17 protein-coding genes are annotated in these 20,760 nt (G+C 44.5%); 5 read left to right on the top strand and 12 right to left on the bottom strand.

What is annotated here, in order from left to right; translation table 11 throughout:
- Window positions 1-9: 9 nt before the first annotated feature.
- The 4 genes from WB308_RS08805 to dnaA all read right to left on the bottom strand — a co-directional run bounded on the left by WB308_RS08805 (window position 10) and on the right by dnaA (window position 6,598).
- The gene (locus WB308_RS08805) at window positions 10-1,407 is read right to left on the bottom strand and encodes an EAL domain-containing protein (protein ID WP_424190885.1); all 1,398 of its coding nucleotides are present in this window, start codon (window positions 1,405-1,407) and stop codon (window positions 10-12) included.
- Window positions 1,408-1,560: 153 nt separating this feature from the next.
- Complete coding sequence (gyrB, locus tag WB308_RS08800; RefSeq protein WP_424190884.1) at window positions 1,561-3,876, bottom strand: DNA topoisomerase (ATP-hydrolyzing) subunit B; 2,316 nt, start codon at window positions 3,874-3,876, stop codon at window positions 1,561-1,563.
- Window positions 3,877-4,010: 134 nt separating this feature from the next.
- Complete coding sequence (dnaN, locus tag WB308_RS08795; protein ID WP_424190883.1) at window positions 4,011-5,078, bottom strand: DNA polymerase III subunit beta; 1,068 nt, start codon at window positions 5,076-5,078, stop codon at window positions 4,011-4,013.
- Between the two features lie 191 nt (window positions 5,079-5,269).
- Entirely contained in the window at window positions 5,270-6,598 is a 1,329-nt protein-coding gene (gene dnaA, locus WB308_RS08790) for a chromosomal replication initiator protein DnaA (RefSeq protein ID WP_424190882.1), read from the bottom strand.
- Window positions 6,599-6,706: 108 nt separating this feature from the next.
- Here dnaA and ruvC point away from each other — a divergent pair, with 108 nt between their 5' ends.
- Window positions 6,707-7,207, top strand: coding sequence for a crossover junction endodeoxyribonuclease RuvC (gene ruvC / locus WB308_RS08785; RefSeq protein WP_424190881.1), 501 nt, complete (start codon window positions 6,707-6,709; stop codon window positions 7,205-7,207).
- Between the two features lie 600 nt (window positions 7,208-7,807).
- Window positions 7,808-9,532: a lysophospholipid acyltransferase family protein gene (locus WB308_RS08780; protein WP_424190880.1), complete on the top strand. Its 1,725-nt coding sequence runs from the start codon at window positions 7,808-7,810 to the stop codon at window positions 9,530-9,532.
- A gap of 266 nt (window positions 9,533-9,798) precedes the next feature.
- Here the strand turns inward: WB308_RS08780 and WB308_RS08775 are convergent, their stop codons facing one another.
- Together WB308_RS08775 and WB308_RS08770 are read right to left on the bottom strand one after the other, a co-directional pair.
- A complete protein-coding gene (locus tag WB308_RS08775) occupies window positions 9,799-10,713 on the bottom strand; it encodes an RluA family pseudouridine synthase (RefSeq protein ID WP_424190879.1) in 915 nt (304 codons plus the stop codon).
- A gap of 5 nt (window positions 10,714-10,718) precedes the next feature.
- A complete protein-coding gene (locus WB308_RS08770) occupies window positions 10,719-11,633 on the bottom strand; it encodes an RluA family pseudouridine synthase (RefSeq protein ID WP_424190878.1) in 915 nt (304 codons plus the stop codon).
- A gap of 165 nt (window positions 11,634-11,798) precedes the next feature.
- On the opposite strand from WB308_RS08770, the gene purB reads away from it, so the two are divergent.
- The 3 genes from purB (at window position 11,799) to WB308_RS08755 (ending at window position 16,401) form a co-directional block, all read left to right on the top strand.
- Window positions 11,799-13,127, top strand: coding sequence for an adenylosuccinate lyase (gene purB / locus WB308_RS08765; RefSeq protein ID WP_424190877.1), 1,329 nt, complete (start codon window positions 11,799-11,801; stop codon window positions 13,125-13,127).
- Between the two features lie 148 nt (window positions 13,128-13,275).
- A complete protein-coding gene (locus WB308_RS08760) occupies window positions 13,276-15,642 on the top strand; it encodes a ribonucleoside-diphosphate reductase subunit alpha (RefSeq protein ID WP_424190876.1) in 2,367 nt (788 codons plus the stop codon).
- A 393-nt stretch (window positions 15,643-16,035) separates the two neighbouring features.
- Entirely contained in the window at window positions 16,036-16,401 is a 366-nt protein-coding gene (locus tag WB308_RS08755) for a hypothetical protein (protein ID WP_424190875.1), read from the top strand.
- On the opposite strand, the gene WB308_RS08750 is transcribed toward WB308_RS08755, so the two are convergent.
- Genes WB308_RS08750 through WB308_RS08725 form a run of 6 tightly spaced genes read right to left on the bottom strand, consistent with a single transcriptional unit; the run spans window position 16,391 to window position 20,755 of the window.
- The gene (locus WB308_RS08750; protein WP_424190874.1) at window positions 16,391-16,825 is read right to left on the bottom strand and encodes a low molecular weight protein-tyrosine-phosphatase; all 435 of its coding nucleotides are present in this window, start codon (window positions 16,823-16,825) and stop codon (window positions 16,391-16,393) included. The genes WB308_RS08755 and WB308_RS08750 overlap by 11 nt on opposite strands.
- A complete protein-coding gene (locus WB308_RS08745) occupies window positions 16,822-17,766 on the bottom strand; it encodes an RsmB/NOP family class I SAM-dependent RNA methyltransferase (RefSeq protein WP_424190873.1) in 945 nt (314 codons plus the stop codon). The genes WB308_RS08750 and WB308_RS08745 overlap by 4 nt, the downstream gene beginning before the upstream one ends.
- Window positions 17,763-18,374 carry a class I SAM-dependent methyltransferase gene (locus WB308_RS08740; protein WP_424190872.1) on the bottom strand — a complete coding sequence of 204 codons (612 nt, stop codon included), beginning with the start codon at window positions 18,372-18,374 and terminating at the stop codon, window positions 17,763-17,765. The genes WB308_RS08745 and WB308_RS08740 overlap by 4 nt, the downstream gene beginning before the upstream one ends.
- Window positions 18,371-19,018 (bottom strand): protein-L-isoaspartate(D-aspartate) O-methyltransferase, encoded by a 648-nt coding sequence (locus WB308_RS08735; RefSeq protein ID WP_424190871.1) that lies wholly within the window; start codon window positions 19,016-19,018, stop codon window positions 18,371-18,373. Before WB308_RS08735 ends, WB308_RS08740 begins: the two co-directional genes overlap by 4 nt.
- The gene (locus tag WB308_RS08730; RefSeq protein WP_424190870.1) at window positions 19,015-19,749 is read right to left on the bottom strand and encodes a carbon-nitrogen hydrolase family protein; all 735 of its coding nucleotides are present in this window, start codon (window positions 19,747-19,749) and stop codon (window positions 19,015-19,017) included. The genes WB308_RS08735 and WB308_RS08730 overlap by 4 nt, the downstream gene beginning before the upstream one ends.
- Window positions 19,736-20,755 carry a ribonucleotide-diphosphate reductase subunit beta gene (locus tag WB308_RS08725; RefSeq protein WP_424190869.1) on the bottom strand — a complete coding sequence of 340 codons (1,020 nt, stop codon included), beginning with the start codon at window positions 20,753-20,755 and terminating at the stop codon, window positions 19,736-19,738. The genes WB308_RS08730 and WB308_RS08725 overlap by 14 nt, the downstream gene beginning before the upstream one ends.
- Between the last annotated feature and the right edge of the window lie 5 nt (window positions 20,756-20,760).

The raw sequence follows: 20,760 nt of genomic DNA, 5'->3' as shown, positions 1-20,760 counted from the left end.
CTATTTGCTTTATTGAGACTGAATCAGTTCTTCCATTGTCAAAATACTACCATGAAAATTTCCCTGACGGTAGTTGATTTTTAGAGATTGGGCAACCGTATCGGTAATACCATCTTCAATCATCGACATCCAAGTTTTAGCTCCGCACAGGTGGGCGCTGAGATTCAGCCCCTGGATAATGTTCTGATACCCTGCTTCTTTGATATGACGGGTATAGAGCGGATCGAAACGGACGAGATCCACTTCCAACTCTTTGAGATACAAAAGGGTTGTATGATATCCTCCCAAACGATCCAATGCTATTTTATACCCCGCTTTGCGGTAATGGGCGATTTGATGGGCAAAACGTTCCAGCTGATGACAATATTCTTTCTCTTCAAACATCAGGGTTATTTTATATCGGGCATGAGGATAACGTTCAAACAACGTTAAGGCATGCTCAAAAAAATGGGGATTTCGCAAGGTGACAGAAGAAATGGTTACCACAAAATTTCTGTTTCGCTCATCGCATAAAGCGCCGATTTGTTCCAGTACCTCGCTTTCAAGACGACGCATTTTATTCAGTCGGTTTAATACAGGGATATAACGGCTTTGATGGATAAACCGCCCTTCCGAATCGATAAGCTTAACCGTCATGTCAAATACCGGATCTTCATCACCGTATACCGGCCAGAATCCAATCGAAAAATGTTTTTGTTCAAGCGCTTCGCTAATCTCGTTCTCAAGTTCGTTAATTGAATAAATGTCCTCTTTTTCGGAACTTACCCGATCATTATGAAGCTCATATAAACGGCTTACCAACAACTCGACATCATCCCCTAAGCGTGAATCGATCATCACGGCTTCAAGCCGTATCTCTATCTCATCATTGATATGATTCTGATATTTACTCAAAAAAAGTTCGATAAAAGGTAAATACTGCTCTTTTTCTCCGGGTAAAAAAACTAAAAAATCACTTCCCTTATAACGCCCTACAGGAAGTTTTTCTATCTTTTTGTCACGAAAAAAGGTATCAAGTTTCATAACGGTGCTTTGCAATGCCTTATCACCGTTTTTTATCCCATACCGTTCGTTTATCGACCATAAATTCTCAACGCTGATGAGTACAAGCGTCTGTGTCTTTTTAGCAATCGATTTTTTAAACAGCCGAAAAAAATATTCCGGAGTAAACGTATGGGTAACCGTATCGGTAATATTTTCCTGGCTGCTTTGATAAATGAGATAAAAAATGAAATAAATCATTATCCCCAATAGGGCAATGGATAAGATTACGAGTGAAGTGAGCGTGGTATAGGTTTGGGTAAAGAGGGCAAAAAGGGTAACCGAACTGAGAAAAAAGATAGGCAATCCCATCCGTAATGCCAATGCAAAACGGTGAGAACGCTCTTTTTCTTCAGTGTAGGTCATTATTTAAAACGCTACGGGGGCAAAGTCCCCCTTTGCTACGCTAACACTAGGCTCAGGAAACATCGCTACGCGAGCGGTACCCTTGTTTTCTCTTCGGCAGAGTGCCCACGTGCAGTAAACCGCACTTATTGTATTCCACATCATCTTATTACTTTAGATATCCAGATGCTTGACGTCTTTGGCATGTGTTTCGATGTAATTACGACGCGGTTCGACATCATCCCCCATAAAGAGATTAAACGATTCACCGGCCGATTCAGCATCCTCTATCGTGATGCGGAGCAATACACGGTTTTCCGGTGTCATTGTTGTTTCCCACAGCTGTTCTGGATTCATCTCCCCCAGACCTTTATAGCGTTGAATATAAGAACCTTTCTTCGCGTAATCGGTAATTTGGGTAAGCAACTCTAACAAATCGCCTTCTAGCGGTAAATTCCAATCTTGGATTTTTTGGTAGATGTAATTAGCCTCGGCAAAATGAGGTGATGCAAAAAGTTCATCATTGACATGAAGTTCTTCAAGTCCCTCTTTCGTCTGAACAAAGAGGTGCATATCCTCATCATTCACACTTTTACTGAGAATGTTATTGCCTTGAGCATTCAAGAATGTTTCAACATGGGTATAAAGTTCGCTCAAAGACAAGGCAATTAAATCCGGATTTTCAATGAAATAACGGATAAGTTCTACGAGTGCATAACGGCGTTCCAATGCATCAAGAGTACTGCGGTAATGATCGACCATTTTAAAGAAAGAGACCAGATCATTCACACCGACATTCAGATTTTCCATATCCAATGCTTCAATACCGTTTTCGATCAAGAAGGCATTCATGACACGATCATCTTTAAAGTAAATCTCTTTTTTCCCTTTTTTGTAACGGAACAATGGCGGTTGGGCCAGATAGAGATATCCGTTCTCTACAATTTTCGGCAAATAGCGGAAGAAGAATGTTAACAATAAGGTTTGAATATGGCTTCCGTCGACGTCGGCGTCGGTCATGATGATAATTTTGTGGTAGCGGAGTTTCTCTTCATTAAACTCTTCTCCGATTCCGCATCCGAGTGCGGTAATCATGTTGGTAATCTCTTCAGACTTTAGAATTTTGTCCAAACGAGCTTTTTCAACGTTTAGAATTTTACCCTTCAGCGGCAAAATCGCCTGGAAAACACGGTCACGTCCTTGTTTTGCAGACCCTCCAGCAGAATCCCCTTCCACCAGATAAAGCTCGCTGATAGACGGATCTTTGCTCTGACAGTCTGCGAGTTTACCCGGCAAGGTTCCAACCGTCATTGCATCTTTACGACGGGTCAGTTCGCGCGCTTTTTTTGCCGCTTCTCTTCCGCGTGCTGCCATAAGAGCTTTTTGAATAATCGCTTTAGCTTGAATCGGATTTTCTTCGAAATATTTAGTCAGTTTTTCGTAAGTAACTTTTTGTACCAACGGTCGAACATAGGTATTCCCCAGTTTCCCTTTGGTTTGACCTTCAAACTGCGGTTCCGGTACACGAACCGATACGACACAGATAAGCCCTTCGGATACGTCTTCTCCGGTAAGAGGAACATCTTTCTCTTTCGCATTACCGTTTTGTTTGTTGTAGTTGGAAATAACACGGGTTAATCCCGCACGAAAACCCGCTTCGTGGGTACCGCCGTTGGGGGTATTGATATTATTGACAAAGGTAAAGGTTTTATCATCATAACTGTCGTTATACATGATAGCGATATCCATCTCGATATCTTCGATTTTTTCGCTGAACGCAAACGGAGTAGCCACAACGGTTTTTTTATTCACATCAGTAACAAACTGGCTGATACCCCCTTCGAAATGGTAGGTATTATTAGCACCGCTTCGCTCATCTTTGAAAATAATCGTAATACGGGGATTGAGGTAGGCCAATTCACGGAACCGTTTTGCCAAATAGTCATAATCGAAAATAATAGTTTCGGTAAAAATCGAAGGATCCGGGAAAAATTCGATCGTTGTTCCACGTTTACGTGTATTGCCTGTTACCGCTAATGGTTCTTGGGGAATACCGCATTTGAAATTTTGTTCAAACGATTGACCTTCACGGAAGATGGTCATTTTTAAATCGCTACTGAGCGCATTAACAACCGATACCCCTACACCGTGCAAACCGCCGGAGACTTTATAGGTATCTTTGTCAAACTTACCACCGGCGTGCAATACGGTTAAAACGACCGTAGCCGCAGAGATCCCTTCCGTTGGATGCATATCGGTTGGAATACCGCGACCGTTGTCGCTTACCATTGCCGTACCGTTTTTCGTTAACGTTACAGTGATCGTATCACAATGTCCTGCCATCGCTTCGTCAATCGAGTTGTCAACGACTTCGTAGATCAGGTGATGAAGCCCGCGATGACCGGTGTCACCGATGTACATACCCGGTCGTTTTCGAACGGCTTCAAGACCTTTTAGGACTTTAATATTACTAGCACCGTAATTTTCCATAGTTGCTCCAGCTTTTAAGCGTGTTTAATGCTTTATTTTACCGTAGATAAACTAAAAAGAAGGTTTAGCTCTGTCATTCCCGCGAAGGCGGGAATCCAGCTATAAAAATTGGGGGATGAGGAAGAAAGATAAAGTTAAATAACTATTGGCATAACGATGGTTTTAAAATTTTGATCTTTTAAAACAAACGGTTGATTGGATTCATTGGCTTCAAGGGTAAATTCGGTTCCGTTGACTTGGGATAAAAAATCCAAGATATAGCGGCTGTTAATGGCAAGGATAAAAGGAGATTCAAATCCGTTTTCGATTTCAACAGCTGTTTTTGCTTCAATGTTGTCGTCACTTAAACTTTCAAATAAAATGGCATCGTTTTGGAAAGTAAGCTTGAGATCATTGGAGATGGTCGTGATTTGCTTGATAGCGGTAATAATAGCGCTTTTTGGCAATTTTATTGAACGTTGAGCTTCTCTGGGGATGATACGGTTGTAATCGGGGAATTTACCGTTGATCAGTTTAGTATAAAAAAGAGAGTCTTCCGATGTAATAATAAGATGGGTATTGTCGTAAGAAATTTCGATATTGTCGGAAAAGAGTTTTTGAATTTCAATAATGGCTTTTTTAGGAACGATAATCGAGAGTTCTGCATCATTTTGACTGTCGATATGGACCAGTGCTAGACGACGTGTATCGGTAGAGACAAAATTGATTTGATTGCTTTTGATGTCAATCAGTGCACCGTTGAGTTCGAACTTAGGATTGTTGGTATCGGCTGCTGGGGTAATTTTTTTCAGCGATTCAATCAATACTTGTGAATTGATTGCAATTTTTGGTTTTCCATCGGTTGTCGGAAAAATTGGAAATTCGGAACTTTTGTAGGTAGGGAGTTTAAAGTTTGAACGTTTTTGACGAATATGAAGAGTGTCTTTATCTAAATTGAGTTCAATTTCTTCATCTTTGAGGATACGGATAATATCAAGAAGTTTTTTACCGTTTGCAGTGAGGGAACCGGGTTCTTCCACACTGACCGAATTGGTTTGAATGACAAGTCCTATTTCATAATCGGTTGCTTTAGCGGTGAGAGTTCTGCCATCTGTGGAGAGCAATATATGAGAAGTAATCTGTGACGTATCTTTTTTCTCCAAAAAAGGTTGAAGATGCAGAAGGATATTTTCCAAGACAGACTTGTCAACGGTAATTTTCATATAAGACTCCTATTATTATTTATAGCATTAATTGTAGTAGTTAGTAATAAGGGGGTGTGAATGGGTGAAAACAGCCCACAAACTCCCATCTCTCCTGCTTTAGCGATGTGATGAAACGATTCTCTTTCATTCACTTCTATTCACATCCTGAATTATATCTTTTTTAAATAGCCTTTACAAACACAAAAAAATTATTCTGGAGTGGCAACAGATACTTTATTAGACAACTCTTCGACTTTAACACGAAAATCTTCATCGTTTTTCATCAACTCTTGAATTTTTTTCATCGTATGACTGACGGCAGTGTGATCTTTCATCCCAAAATATTGAGCCAATTGCGGCATTGAGTTGGGTGTCAGAGAACGGGAAAGATAAATGGCGATGCGACGGGCATAAACGATGTTGCTGTTACGGCTTTTGGAACGGATTTCACTCGGTTTGATATTGAGTTCTTTGGCTACGGTATCCATGATCAGGTCGGTAGTAATATTGCTCCGTTTTTCCGCCATCTGTTCCTTGAGGACATTACGGGCAAACTCGATCGTAATATCGACCCCCATGAGTTGGGAATAGGCATTGAGTTTGGAGAGAATCCCTTCGATTTCACGGGTATTGTTTTCGATAATCGTAGCGACGTAGTTGATCACTTCACGGTCGAGCTTAACGCGGTTAATTTCACATTTTTTCTTGATGATTTCGATTTTAGTTTCGAGTTCCGGAGGCTGAATATCGGCAACAAGGCCCGATTCGAAGCGGCTTTTAAGGCGCTCTTCGAGACCGCCGATTTTTTTCGGGGGTTTATCGGAGGTGATGATGATTTGCTTGTTTTCGTTTCGCAGTGCATCGAAGGTATGGAAAAATTCTTCCTGGATTTGATTTTTATTGCTCAAAAACTGGATATCGTCGATGAGAAGGAGATCGCATTTACGGTATTTGTCTTTGAACCGATCCATGGTTCGGTTGCTGAGATGGCGGGTAAAGTCGTTTAAAAATTGTTCTACCGAGGTATAAATAACGGTTTTGCCCTGTGCGAGCATCACATTACCGACCGATTGCATCAAATGGGTTTTGCCCAGACCGACACCTCCATAGATAAAGAGGGGATTGTAGACAACACCCGGTTTTTCGCTCACATTTTTGGCGGCAATAAAAGCGAAATTATTGGAATCGCCGACAACAAAATTTTGAAAAGTAAAGGAGGGGTTGAGCAAAGAACCGCTGGGGCGTTCTACATTAACGGGTGCAGCGGCACTTTGGGTTGATGAGGGTGCCGATGAAGATTGGACCAAAATCGATACGGTGGGTTTGATATTGGTTTTAATTTCAAAAAGATGGGCTATTTTGTCGGCAAATTTTGTTCGGGTCCAGTTGGCAATAAGGGTATTGGGAGCGCGAAAAACAGCGAGATTGCTTTTGGACTCAGCTTCATCGTAGGTGAGTTGTTTAATGTAACGTTGGTAATCGATCTCATTAATCTCCCCTTTGAGTGCATTTAAAACCTGTTTCCCAATCGAATTCATCTTTTCCCTTTCCTGTGAATAGTAATGTGAATAATAGCGATATTTGCCTATAATTAGCCTCAAAGAAGAGGTGAATAGAATTCATTCACCCTGTGAATAGGGATTAAAATGAATATTTTAGGGATTGATCCCGGAACTCGAAACTGCGGTTATGCCATTGTGGCGATCGAAGGGCAAAAATTACGCCTCATAGAAGCGGGACTCATTAAAATAAAAGCAGAGTCTCTCCAATACCAAATTCCCCAAGTAGCTGAAGCAATTGAGCAATTGTTCCACGTGCACACAATCGATGAAGTGGCGATGGAAGATATTTTTTATGCCCATAACCCTAAAACAGTATTAAAGCTTGCACAATTTCGCGGAGCTTTAACCCTTAAAATATTGCAAGAGTATGGGATGTTTGCCGAATATACCCCGTTGCAAGTCAAAAAAGCGTTGACGGGAAAAGCAAAAGCGGCAAAAGAACAAGTGGCATTTATGGTAAAACAGATTTTAGGAATAACCAAAGAGATAAAGCCGCTGGACATTACCGATGCGATGGCGGTAGCGATCACCCATGCCCAACGTGTTAAGCTAGAGATCAACCAAAAGAGTAGAGAAAAAAAATGAATGGGCTTTCTGCCGAAGAAAACATAGTGTTAACGTAGACAAAGGGGCTTTGCTCCTTTGGCGTAATAAAATGAATAGTAAAAGCGACCAACACACCAGGAGGGCCGCTAAGTCAGAAGTGTATCGAAAGAGCCTTAGAATCCTTTAATAATTTTCGATTGATAAAAGACTTAAGTGTTACTCTCTGTTAACCCTCTGAAAGATTTCTGAATCGTTGCAAAATAATCAAAATATTTTCTAAATGTGTAATATTCACACTGTGATGACATTGTGAATAAGTTAGGTCGTTTTTTGCAAAATAAGTAAAACATTTAGATTCAATTTCAGAAATATTTTATCTAAAAATACTCTTAATTAACATTTCTTTAAACGGCCTTAAGCTCCCTATTCTAGGGCTTTTATAGGATTTTATCCCATTAATTGACAATTAATCTATTGTTATAAAAAGTTATTCACATTCATTGACAGTTTTTTTTCTTTGATTAAGGGTGTAATCACCCGGTAATTCAAATGTAACCGATCTGAAATGCACATCGCTTACCGTTTCAATCATCAGAATACTTATAAGAAATAGGTATATCTTAATATAAGGTTGCAACCATGGTCAGTGCCGAATTTATTTTACGTAAACAGCATCCGAAAATATTTCATTATCCGATGATCATCAATAAAACGATTGTAGGATTGACACGGTTGCTTCTTCGTGAAAAATCGATTAACCGTTTTATGGAACAGCATCAGGAAAAAACCGGTTTAGAGTTTATTAATGCGGTTTTAGAGTATTTAAATGTTTCGTATAAAACGATTCATCGTCAAATTGAGAATATTCCTACGATGGGCAAAGTAATCATTGTTGCCAATCACCCTCTGGGAGGACTCGATGCTCTGTGTCTAATCCAGATGGTATGTTCGGTGCGTCAAGACAAAAAAGTGAAAATCGTTGCCAATCGCCTTCTCGGTGAAATCACTCAGCTCAAAGAGTTTATGATCGGTGTCGACAATTTCAGTGACAAGCTCTCCAAGCATGCTTTACGGCAAATCGATAATGCGCTGCAAGCCGAAGAGGCGGTGATTTTTTTCCCTTCCGGTGAAGTTTCCCGTGCCGGATTGTTTGGAATCAAAGAGGGAACCTGGAAAGGGGGATTTATCAAATTTGCCAAGCGCAATGCTACTCCGATTCTTCCCATCCATATCAAAGGGAAAAACAGCCCATTATTTTACGGTGTCTCATGGATTTATAAACCTTTGGGTGCGTTGTTGCTGAGTCATGAGATTTTTGCCGCACGGAATCGTGTGTTTGATTTTACGATCGGAGAAATGGTAAGCGAAAAAGCATTGAGTGATTTCAATCTTACCGAAAAACGGCATGCACGTTTGTTCCGAAAGCATCTTCTGCGCATCGCCAGAGGAAAAAAGGGAATCTATCCAACTGAATGTTCGATTGCCCATCCGGTGTCACGCCAGGAACTCAGAGCTGAACTTCGCAAGGGGGAACTGCTTGGTCTGACAAGTGATAGCAAACAAATTTATTTGATTGAACATGAGAATGCCCCCAATATCATTAATGAGATCGGACGTCTTCGTGAATACTCCTTTCGCAAAGTGGGTGAAGGGAGCGGTCACGCGCGAGATATCGATGCGTATGATCGTTATTACCACCATTTGGTACTGTGGGATGATGAAGCACTTGAAATCGCCGGAGCATACCGTATCGGCGAGTGTGGATGGATTCTTTCATGGTTGGGCAAAGAGGGCCTTTATATGAGCGATTTATGCGATATGAATGAGCAATTTGAAACGATATTGGAAGATGCCATTGAACTTGGGCGCAGTTTTGTTCAACCCAAATACTGGGGAAGCCGTGCCCTCGATTATCTATGGCAGGGGATCGGTGCATATCTCAGTCATAATCCCCAGATCAAATATATGTTAGGACCGGTAAGTATATCGGGAAGTTTTCCCAAACATGCACAAGAGGCATTAGTCTATTTTTATACCCTCTATTTTGGTGCAAATCATACGATGGTTAAAGCCAAATCACCGTATCGGCTCTCTGAATATGTCCAGAATGAGTTTAAAACACTGTTCAGCGGCGATAACTATCCAGAGGATTTTAGAGTGCTTAAAGACTATCTCAGAGCGTTAGACGTATCGGTTCCTACTCTCTATAAGCAGTACAGTGAGTTGTGTGAAGAGGGAGGAGTAGAGTTTATGGATTTCGGGATCGATACGGATTTCAACAGTTGCATTGATGGATATATTTTAGTTGATATTCGGAAGATCAAAGAGGCAAAACGGCAGCGATATATTAGTAACGCTGCGTAAGTTTTGTATGTACTTTTCTGTTTAGTCAGAAAAGTACCAAAAGATCATACCGCGATCCAAGAACGCTCGTTCCTCTCGGCACTACTGCCTTCGGAACGGCTCTAGGTAATGGATCGCGGGAATTTTATAATAAATAACGCCCTCACACCACACCAAGAGCAAGGTCGCGTGCAGTAGTGCACAAGCGTACCGCCAGCGATTTGGGGTGAGGGCGATTTTCTTTTGTTTCTTTTCTTATGAAAAAGAAAAGAAAGAGAGACTTATTACTATAAAATTTTCATAGCATCAAAACACTCTTTGATAAAATCTTTCTCTGAAACAATAGAATATTTCTCATTTTCGTATTCAAATTCAAGCGAATGGGCGTGAAGCAACAGTCTCGTTGACTGCCCTATTTCCATCCTCTCTTCGGGTGACAACTCTTTTTTGATGAATCGTATAACATCCTTTTCCTCCGGTCCATAGACCGGATCACCGATAATCGGATGTTTCACGTGGAACAAATGAACTCGTATTTGATGGGTTCGTCCGGTTAACGGTGATGCCTCTACGAGTGTCATATCGTGTTCTGGAAAGTAACGAAGAGGCTTAATAATAGTATGAGCAGGTTTCCCTTTGGGGTCAACTTTGACAACCATACTGATTAAAAGATTGGGATGATCATTCCGAAACAGAGCTTCTCGGATGTCGAGAGGTTCTTGGAGATGGCCTTTGACCATGGCGAGATACCGTTTGGTAATAGCACGTTCAGAGAATAACTTTTTTAAAACGGTTTCGCTTTTTTTATTTTTAGAAACTAAAACCAAACCGCTGGTCTCTTGATCGATACGGTGTGTCGCGTTAGCATCATCACCAAACTGATGTTTGATCTCATCATTCAGTGTGTAGGGTGAAAGACGGCTATGAGGATGGACACTCAAACCGCTTGGTTTGTCGTACACTGCAAAGTCGTTAGTGACAAACATCGGTTTGAATCCGCGTGATAACGGTTCAAAACAAATGAACTCGCAATCCCCCTCTATGAACCCGAATTGATCACACATAACGGTACCGTTTTGGGATAAACGTCCTCTGGCAATCAGACGCTGTCCTTCACTGCGTGAGATTCCCAGTTCGTTTATTAAAAAGGTGAGAGCCATTTGACGCGTAGGGGCATGAAGTTTTTTAGTGATGAACGGCATACAGTTTATTTCGCTTTCATGGCTTCAAAACATTGCGTTATAAAATCTTCTTTGGAGATAACATGGTAGGGAGTGTCATTGTAGATAAATTCAAGCGAATGGGCATGAAGCAATAGTCGTGATGCACAGGTGTTATTAAAGCGTTCTTCGAGCGACATCTCACGATCTAAAAAGCGAACGGCATCGTTTTCATCCTGACCATAGATCGGATCACCGATGATCGGATGTTCCACGTGGAACAAATGAACCCGTATTTGATGTTGACGTCCTGTAAACGGAGATGCTTCGACGAGGGTGGTATCCGTTTCGGGAAAATACTGAAGAGGTGTGATAAAAGTACGAGAAGCTTTTCCCTCTGGATGAACCCGCACAATCATACGTATAATAGAACTAGGATCTTCGCGTCGCAAGAGTGGCTCTTGGATATCGAGAGGTTCTTTGAGATGCCCTTTAACCATGGCGAGGTAGCGCTTGGTGATTTGTCTCTCTTCAAACATCATTTTTAAAACACGCTCGCTTATTTTGTTACGCGCCGCCAAAACCAAACCGCTGGTCTCTTGGTCAATACGATGGGTAATATTGGCTTCATGTCCGAAACGATGTTTGATCTCATCGTTGAGGCTGTAGGGGGTATGACGGTTTTGGGGATGGACGAGGAGACCGCTGGGTTTGTCGTAGACGGCAAATTCCTTTTCAACAAAGGTAGGCTCTAATCCTAAAGTTAAAGGCTCAAAACAGATAAAGTCAAAGGAACCTTCAATGTATCCCGCGTTATTCGACATCACGACACCCTCTTGAGAGAGTCTCCCTTTGGCGATTAAACGTTGTGCTTCGCTTTGTGTAATCCCTAACTCTTGCATTAAAAAGCGAAATGCTTTTTGACGCTCCGGTGCATGAAGTTGCTTAGTGACAAAGGGCAATTTAATTCCTTTTTAGGGAGGGTTGGATAGACTTATATATACAGTAGATATCGTTCATGGTGAGCATGTCGAACCATGAAAAAGCCCTTCGACTAAGCTCAGGGTGAACGGACACAAAAAAGTCTGATTTAATAAGCGCATTTTAGCATACTAAGGAGTTGAGAGATGGTAGATCGTTACGCTAGAGAAGAGATGAAATCCAAATGGAGCATCCAAGCAAAATATCAAGCATGGCTTGATGTTGAAAAAGCGGTAGTCGTTGCGTGGAATAAATTGGGTCTCATTCCCGATGAAGATGCTAAAAAGATTGTAGAGAATGCTGGATTCAGTGTTGAACGTATCGATGAGATCGAAGCGATCACTCGTCATGATTTGATCGCGTTCACCACATCGGTTTCGGAAACCCTCGGAGAAGAGAGTCGCTGGTTCCATTACGGTATGACCTCTTCGGACACGGTTGATACCGCAGTCGCTCTTCAGATGCGTGATTCGTTGGCGCTAATCATTGAAGATGTTAAAATGGTTATGGCATCGATTAAAACAAGAGCTGAAGAGCACAAGATGACATTGATGGTCGGACGAAGCCACGGGATTCATGGTGAGCCGATTACGTTTGGTTTGGTGTTAGCCGTTTGGTACGATGAGATGGCTCGCCATTTGGAAAACCTGCAACAAACGATGGAAGTGATTTGTGTCGGTCAAGTTTCAGGTGCTATGGGGAATTTTGCTCACGCACCGTTAGAACTCGAAGAGTATACGTGTGAAGCGTTAGGTCTTAAAGCGGCACCTGCGTCTAACCAAGTTATCCAGCGTGACCGTTATGCACGTTTGGCAAGTGCTTTGGCATTGATGGCAAGTTCAATCGAAAAGTTTGCCGTACAGGTTCGTCACTGGCAGCGCACCGAAGTGTATGAGTGTGAAGAGTTTTTTGCCAAAGGGCAAAAAGGGTCATCCGCAATGCCTCACAAACGCAATCCGATTCTGACCGAAAATATCACCGGGTTAGCGCGTATGGTTAGAGCCTATGTTATCCCTGCGATGGAGAACGTCGCTCTGTGGCATGAGCGTGATATCTCTCACAGCTCGACCGAGCGTTTTTGGCTGCCGGACAGTTTCGTAACGTCCGATTTTATGCTTCACCGTTTTAACAGTGTTATCGCCAACCTCGTCGTTTATCCTGAGAACATGATGCGTAATCTCAACCTCACGGGAGGACTCGTTTTCTCACAACGCGTTTTACTCGAACTTCCTCTCAAAGGGGTGAGCCGTGAAGATGCGTACCGCATCGTTCAGCGCAACGCGATGAAAGTATGGGAAGGGTTGCAGCAAGGCAAAAGTGCAATCAATGATAAAGGGGAGAGTTTGTATCTTCAATATCTTTTGGACGATGAAGAATTACGCCAAAGTTTGAGCGAAGAGGCGATTCGCGAATGCTTCAATTACGATTATTACACCAAAAATGTTGATAAAATTTTTGCACGGGTGTTCAAATAATTATCATTAAAATAGTTTTTTTCGACATAAGAAACAATACAATATTGAGTGATTATAATACACCATGTTTTCCACCTCACATGAGGCAAACGCAGGGGAGTGGATCTGTTCCCTTGGCGTTCAGAATTAATGATTATAAGGGAGAGAGATGCTAACCATTGTCAAACGTAACGGCCGTCGCGAGCCGTTAGATATTACAAAAATTCAAAAATATACTTCTGCCGCCGTTAAAGGGCTTATCAATGTATCGCAAAGCGAACTCGAAGTGGATGCACAAATCCAGTTCCGTGACGGAATTACGAGTAATGAAATTCAGCACACTCTCATCAAAACCGCTGTTGATAAAATCGATATCGATTCTCCTAACTGGACGTTTGTAGCATCGCGTCTCTTTTTGTACGATCTTTACCATCGGGTGAACGGCTTTACCGGATATGGAAGTCTTAAGAGCTATTTTGAGCGAGGAGAAGCCGAAGGGCGTATTCTTCTCGGGCTCAAGGAAAAATACGATTTGGCGGATTTGGATGGCTATATCGTCCCTGAACGCGATTTGCAGTTTAATTATCTCGGTGTCAAAACCCTTTATGACCGTTATTTGATCAAAGACCGTCAGGGTGATCCGATCGAGCTTCCGCAGCATATGTTTATGGCGGTGGCGATGTTCTTGGCTCAGAACGAAACAGATCGTCAAGGATGGGCAAAAAAGTTTTACGACATGATGTCGAAATTTGAAGTGATGATGGCAACCCCTACCCTCTCCAATGCGCGTACGACTCGCCATCAGCTCAGTTCTTGTTATATCGGATCCTCTCCCGATAATATCGAAGGGATTTTTGACGCCTACAAAGAGATGGCATTGCTCTCCAAATTCGGCGGCGGAATCGGATGGGACTGGACACAGGTGCGTGCGATGGGATCCTTTATCGACGGACACAAAAACGCGGCCGGCGGTACGGTGCCGTTTCTGAAAATCACGAACGACATCGCCATCGCGGTCGATCAGCTCGGAACCCGTAAAGGGGCTATCGCCGTTTATTTGGAACCGTGGCACATGGATGTCAAAGATTTCCTCGACGTGAAGAAAAACTCAGGAGAAGAGCGCCGACGTGCCCATGACCTGTTCCCTGCTCTGTGGATTAACGATATGTTTATGAAGCGGGTCGTCGAAGACGGTATCTGGACGATGTTTGACCCGTTCGATGTCAAAGAACTCAGCGAGATTTACGGGGATGATTTTGAGAAACGCTATTTGGAGCTTGAACAAGATCCAAACATTGTAAAAGAGCATTGCAAAGCTAAAGAGCTTTGGAAAAAAATCCTTACCTCGTATTTCGAAACAGGAAGTCCGTTTCTGTGTTTTAAAGACAGCGCAAACCGTGCCAATCCGAATGACCATTTCGGAATTATCCGCAGTTCAAACTTGTGTACCGAGATTTTTCAAAATACGCAGCCGAACCACTATCTGATCAAAGTTAAATACGAAGATGGCACCTTTGTCACGTTCGAAGAAGATGAGATTGTTAAAGTCGACAGTGGAATCGAAAAACCGGCGAATAAAATCACCGCCCTCGATTCGCTTCAAGGACGTCCGATCTACATCGTGGAAAAAGAGAAAGTGGACGGTGCGACGGCGGTATGTAACCTCGCATCGGTTAACCTCTCCCGCGTTCACACGAAAGAGGATATTGATCGTATCGTTCCCGTAGCGATCCGCGCTCTCGATAACGTCATAGACCTTAACTTCTATCCGTTGGAAAAAGTCAAACGGACCAACATGCGCAGCCGTGCGATCGGTCTGGGGGTTATGGGTGAAGCGCAGATGCTTGCCGAAAACAAAATCGTATGGGGCAGCCAAGAGCATTTCGACAAAGTCGATGAAGTGATGGAAGCGGTCAGTTATAACGCCATCAAAGCATCGTCTGATTTGGCGGTAGAAAAAGGCTCTTATGCCGAGTATGAAGGGTCTAAATGGAGCCGCGGAATCCTTCCGATGGATCATGCGACGGCAGAGGTGCAAAATCTCGTGGATCGCGGCGGTTTGTTTGCCCCGAACTACGAGTGGGATGAGCTGCGTGAAACGATCAAACGCCAGGGTATGCGTAACGGCTATCTGATGGCGATCGCACCGACAAGCTCGATCTCGATCCTTACCGGGACGACGCAAACAATCGAGCCGATCTACAAACGCAAATGGTTTGAAGAGAATCTCTCAGGGCTTATCCCCGTCGTTGCTCCGCAACTCTCCCCTGAAACATGGAGCTATTACACTCCGGCGTATGATCTCGATCAAACGATCCTCGTCAAAGCGGCAGCTATCCGCCAAAAATGGATCGATCAGGGGCAAAGCCTCAATATCTTTATCACCTTAGATCGTGCCAGCGGTAAATATCTGAACGATATCTATATGCTCGCATGGAAACTGGGGCTCAAATCGACCTACTATCTCCGCTCTCAATCACCGGAGCAAAAACAAGATACGGCGGATCGCTCGATGGAGTGTGAAGGGTGCCAGTAAAGCCCTTCATATAATAGTGATTTTGTCAAGGTTAAAACTTTTTATTTTTAACCTGTCAAAGATCCCTGAAATCCCCTATAATAAGGGTTGAATCTATTTAGAGTTTAGAGTAAGCAAAACTCTTTTTTGCTATAATTACTATTACATAAACAAATAAAGTGGCCTTCTGAAAGCTTTCTTGGTTCATTCTTTTTTGATCAATTTGAAGAAAAGGAGGACAGATGGTTATAAAGATATATGTCATTTATATGACATTCGATTTGACAGAAGTTGTCCGTTACACATTGCAGTGTGTAGCGAACTTTCGTTTTTAGGGAAAAAACAGCAACATTCTACATGGCTTTGAATTAAGCGCAGTTGAAGAAGGTCACTTTATTTGTTTTAAGGGTAGTAATGACTCCACTGAATTCCAATTCTCTCAAAAACCTGATGGATCGGATCGAGGACGCCCGTCAGGGCGAGATCCGCTCTCTTATCCCCCACTCCCCCACTACCATCGAAATCCGATTCAGTGTTCAGGACATCGCGCGCGGTTACGACTGGATCGACGTGGTGTTTCGCATCGAGGGGGTGAATGACGCCAAACTTGTGAGCGACACCATTCTGCGTTCTTGGGATATGAGCGAGGGGATAACGGTGGAACTAACGCCTAACAGCGCCGCGTTAGCCCTCGGAAGCTATGCAGGCAGAGCGAACGAAGCCCCGGTTTATATCCTCGGTACCTCTATCGGCTACGAAGAACTCCCGTTTAGCGGTTAAGCAACTCTTTCACACACGACTCGATCATCGTGTAAACGTGCTCAAACCCCTCAAAACCGTCAAAAAAGTACGGATCGGGGACATCGGCTCCCTCATGTCCGTAATCTCCGAGTTTGACCAGATTCTGACACCCTAGCGCTTTGAGATCACGGTAGTTGGATGAATCGAGTGCGACGATCAGATCAAAGGCGCTGAAATCGCCTTTTTTGACCTGACGGGCGCGAAGGGCGGATATATCGACATCGTGGTTTTGTGCGACGGTTACGGAGTGTTTGCACGGTGTTTCGCCCACATGCCAGCTCCCTGTTCCCGCTGAATCGACGGTGATCTTATGACCCCCCTCTTCTATCAGCTTTCGGGCAACCCCCTCGGCGATGGGTGAACGGCAGATATTTCCCAGACAGACGAAGAGGATCGATTTCACGCCAATTTCTCCAGTAAACAGATAAAGAACCCATCGATGGTATCGGTCGGCAATATGCGGACGGCATTTTGAATCCGCTCGTCATACACCTCTTTTCCCCACCGCATCAGAGGCTTTTGGACGTTATCGAAGGGCAAGGTCAGGGGAAGGGTCTTTAAACCCTCACCATGGCGCTCTAAAAGGTGCTGAAGGGGTGATTCGTTCTCTTCGGGAGAGAAGGAACAGGTGCTGTAGAGCAATTTGCCACCCGGCTTGAGGGCATCGAATGCGGAGAGGAGCAAACGGCGCTGAAGTTTGGAGGTCTCCTTGACTTTGTGGACGCTCCAGTAGCTCATACTTTTCGGCTCATGGGTTTTGAACCGTGCTTCGGAAGAACATGGTGCATCGAGGAGGATGCGATCAAACATCTCAGGGCATTTTTTCCCGACGCTCCGACCGTCGGTCATGTAGGTGTGGGCGTTGGTGACCCCTTGGTGTTTGAGGTTGTCACAGAGGCGGAAAAATCGTTCTCGCTGAAGCTCTACGGCAGAGAGCCATCCGGTGTTTTGCATCATTCCCGCAAGCATGAGTGTCTTGCCCCCCGGCGCGGCGGCGAGATCGAGGACAGTCTCTTCGGGTTCGGGGGCGAGTAAAACGGGGGCAACCATCGACGAGAGGTTTTGGATATAGAGACGCCCTTCGTAGAACGCGGCGCTCTGGGTGAGGCGGAGTTTCTCTTCAGGTGCGATCCGATAGACTCCCTCTAGGATAGTCCACCCTACTCTCTCTACCGTAATCCCTTCCTGTTCCAACTCAGCTTCAAGTGCTTCGGGAGTCGTTTTAAGGGGGTTGAATCGAAAGGTGACCCGTTTGGGCGCGTCGAATGTGCGGATGATTGATTCAAACTGTTCACGTGGAACAATTTTCTCAAGCCGTTCGGCAAAGGCTTCTGGGAGGCTCATATGCGCGTTACCTTCATACGGACGACGGAAGCAAGGCCGACATGCCCTCTTCCCTCGTTGAGCTCGGTATCGAGTTCGCAGAGCTCTACGACATTGCAGGGTAAGGTAGCAAGGATGGCTTGCAGCTCCTGGGAGGTATAAAGAAGGGTCTCATCTTTGGGACCGCCGGTAGTGCGCGGCATTTGGTGGATGGAAAAAAACTCTCCGGCAAAAATTCCCCCCTTCCCGAGCGTATCGAGCGTTTTAGCAAATACTTCAGTGCGCAGCGGTTCAGGCAAATGGAGAAATGAGCACAAAACGGCATCGTAGCGTTGGATAGGGTTCCACGCTTCCAAATCGGTATGGACGGTAGTGATGCTGCAACCCAGTGAGCTACAAAGGGCTTGGGCTTTTTCCAGACCGATCTCCGATGCATCGAGCGCCGTGACCGTATGGCCTGACTTGGCGGCATAAGCGGCGTTGCGCCCTTCCCCTTCCCCTAAAAAAAGGATGTTTTGGTTTGGCTGAAGGGCATCGATGATCGAAGCGACATAGAGGTTTGGAGTGGTACCGTAAAAATACCCTTCCCGTCCAAACCGTTCATTCCAAAAAGCTCTTTGGTCACTCATCTTCGCACCACTCCGTTCAATACGGGGACGAAATCGCACACTTCCAGCGGATCTTCGTGGATTTTACCCCCCTGCTTTGTAAATCGGGTAATCACCTGTTCATGCCCTTTGTCGATCGGAGCGATCAGTATCCCCCCTTCGCGCAATTGATGGAAAAGCTTTTGGGGGATTTCACGCGCCGATGCCGAAAATAAAATCCGGTCAAACGGGGCATACTGCTCCCAACCGTTTTGCCCGTCATCGGTACGGGTATGGATGTTTCCCAGATGGAGATGACGAAACCGTTCTTTCGCTTCCAATAGCAACGATTCGATCCGCTCGATCGTAAAGACTCGACGGAAGACTTTTGAGAGGACGGCTGCCTGATAGCCGCTTCCGCATCCGATCTCGAGGACGCTGTCGCACCCTTCAGGGCTTAAATACTGGGTCATTTTTGCTACCGTAAGAGGTGAAGAGATGTATTGCTGTGCGCCGATGGGAAGGGCATCGAGACGATAGGCGTTATGGCGCATGGCCAGCGGGACGAATGCTTCACGATTGGTGTGAATGATCGCGTTTTTGACGAGGGGGCGAAGGGGGAATTTTTTCACAATCTCTTCGGCCATTCGGGTCGTTTTTATGATGGTTATTTTATCGATGCTCATTCTATTCCTACGTTGAGGTATCGGCGCATGGAGGCAACGGTACGCTCTTCAAAGTGCGAGGTTAACATTTCGGCTCCCTTATTGCGGATCTCGCCGCCGAAGGGGGTGATGATACCGCTCATACCGCTGGTATCGGGGTTGGCTGCATCGGAGGCGATGACGTAGCATTGGTTCATAAGGGCGAGTGCATTCGTAAGGGTGACAAAATGGTCGCTTCGGAGTTTTCCCCATTGCGCCGTAACGGTGATAATGTCGCACCCCTCCAGCGTCTGCCAGAGCGATTTAAAGCGCAGTTCAAAGCAGATAAGAATACCTATTTTTATCCCCTCAAAGAGAAAAGGGGCAATATTCCCCTCCTCTCCCGCACTAAAATATTGGTGTTCATTTCCGAGGGCAAAGAGTTTTGATTTGGCCTGGCGATGGAGAATTTGGCCGTTATGCAGCGCGTACGCGACATTGTAAAAGGCTTCGTTCTCTTTCGTAATGGCGGTGAAAATCAAGAGACGGTTGTGAACATTCTCCAGGAGTTTTTCGAGTGCGTGCTCCGTAAAGGCTGCCGCTTCCTCGAACCGCTCGTATGCGAAACCGCTCAAGGCAACTTCGGGGGCAACGATAATGGCATCTTCAGGGGTTTGATCGATCAGGCTCAGGAGACGGTCAAGATTTTTTGAAAAATCAGAATGGGTCTCTACACTCAATGAGACGACGGAGCGGGTTTTAGAAGTCGTCAAAGCTGAGGCTTCCTTTGGAATAGTTGGTGACGGTTCCCTCAAAAAAGTTTGTTTTTTGGTCATTGAATTTTGAGAAATCATCAACCCATTTTATCGGATTGGAAACGTTGTAGAGAGGTTTCAGGCCGACCGCAGTGAGACGGTTATCGGCAAGATATTGGATGTATTGTTCCACGATTTCGTTTGTGAGACCCAAAATCTGTCCTTGGGTGATGTATTGCCCCCAGGCCACTTCCAGCTCGACTGCTTTGCGGAACATGTCATACACCTCTTCGATCAGCGCTTCGGTAAAAAGATCACTCCGCTCGCGGCGCAAGGTATTGATGATATTTTGGAAGAGTACCAAATGGGTCACTTCGTCGCGCTGGATAAAGCGGATCATCTGGGCAGAACCCAACATTTTACCGGAGCGGGCGAGGGTATAGATGTAGGTAAATCCGCTGTAAAAGTAGATTCCCTCCAAAATCTGGTTAGCAAAACACGCTTTGACAAATGCGCTCTCGGAAGGATCGTTTGCGAGATCGTTGTAACGCGATGCAATCGAGTCATTTTTGGTTTTGAGCATCATGTCACGGCGCCAGAGATCGTAAATCTCTTCGCTGTTTTGGCTGATGGAATCGACCATAACGGCGTAGCTTTGGGAGTGAAGCGCCTCTTCGAAACTTTGGCGTACCAAAATGAGGTTCACTTCGGGGGCGGTAACGTAGGGGTTGATGTTATCCATCAGATTGTTGGTTTGGAGACTGTCCATGAAAATGAGCTGAGAAAGGGCTTTGTCGTAGGCCGTTTTCTCCATCTCGGTGAGGTATTTGTAATCGACCGCATCGCGGGTCATATCCACCTCTTTGGGGAACCATGTGTTATTGAGCATCATCTCCCAGAGGTTGTAGGCCCACTGGTATTTGATGTTGTTCAGCTCAAAGATACCGGTAGGGTTTCCGCCGAAAATGCGACGATCGTTGACATGCTCGGAAGAAGTCGGATTGTAAATCTTTTTTCGTTGCATGTCAG

Origin of the sequence: Sulfuricurvum sp. (assembly GCF_049587615.1) — a bacterium.
Lineage (GTDB): Bacteria > Campylobacterota > Campylobacteria > Campylobacterales > Sulfurimonadaceae > Sulfuricurvum.
The sequence above is the reverse complement of the archived record's forward strand: the minus strand, read 5'-3'. Positions and strand labels throughout refer to the sequence as shown.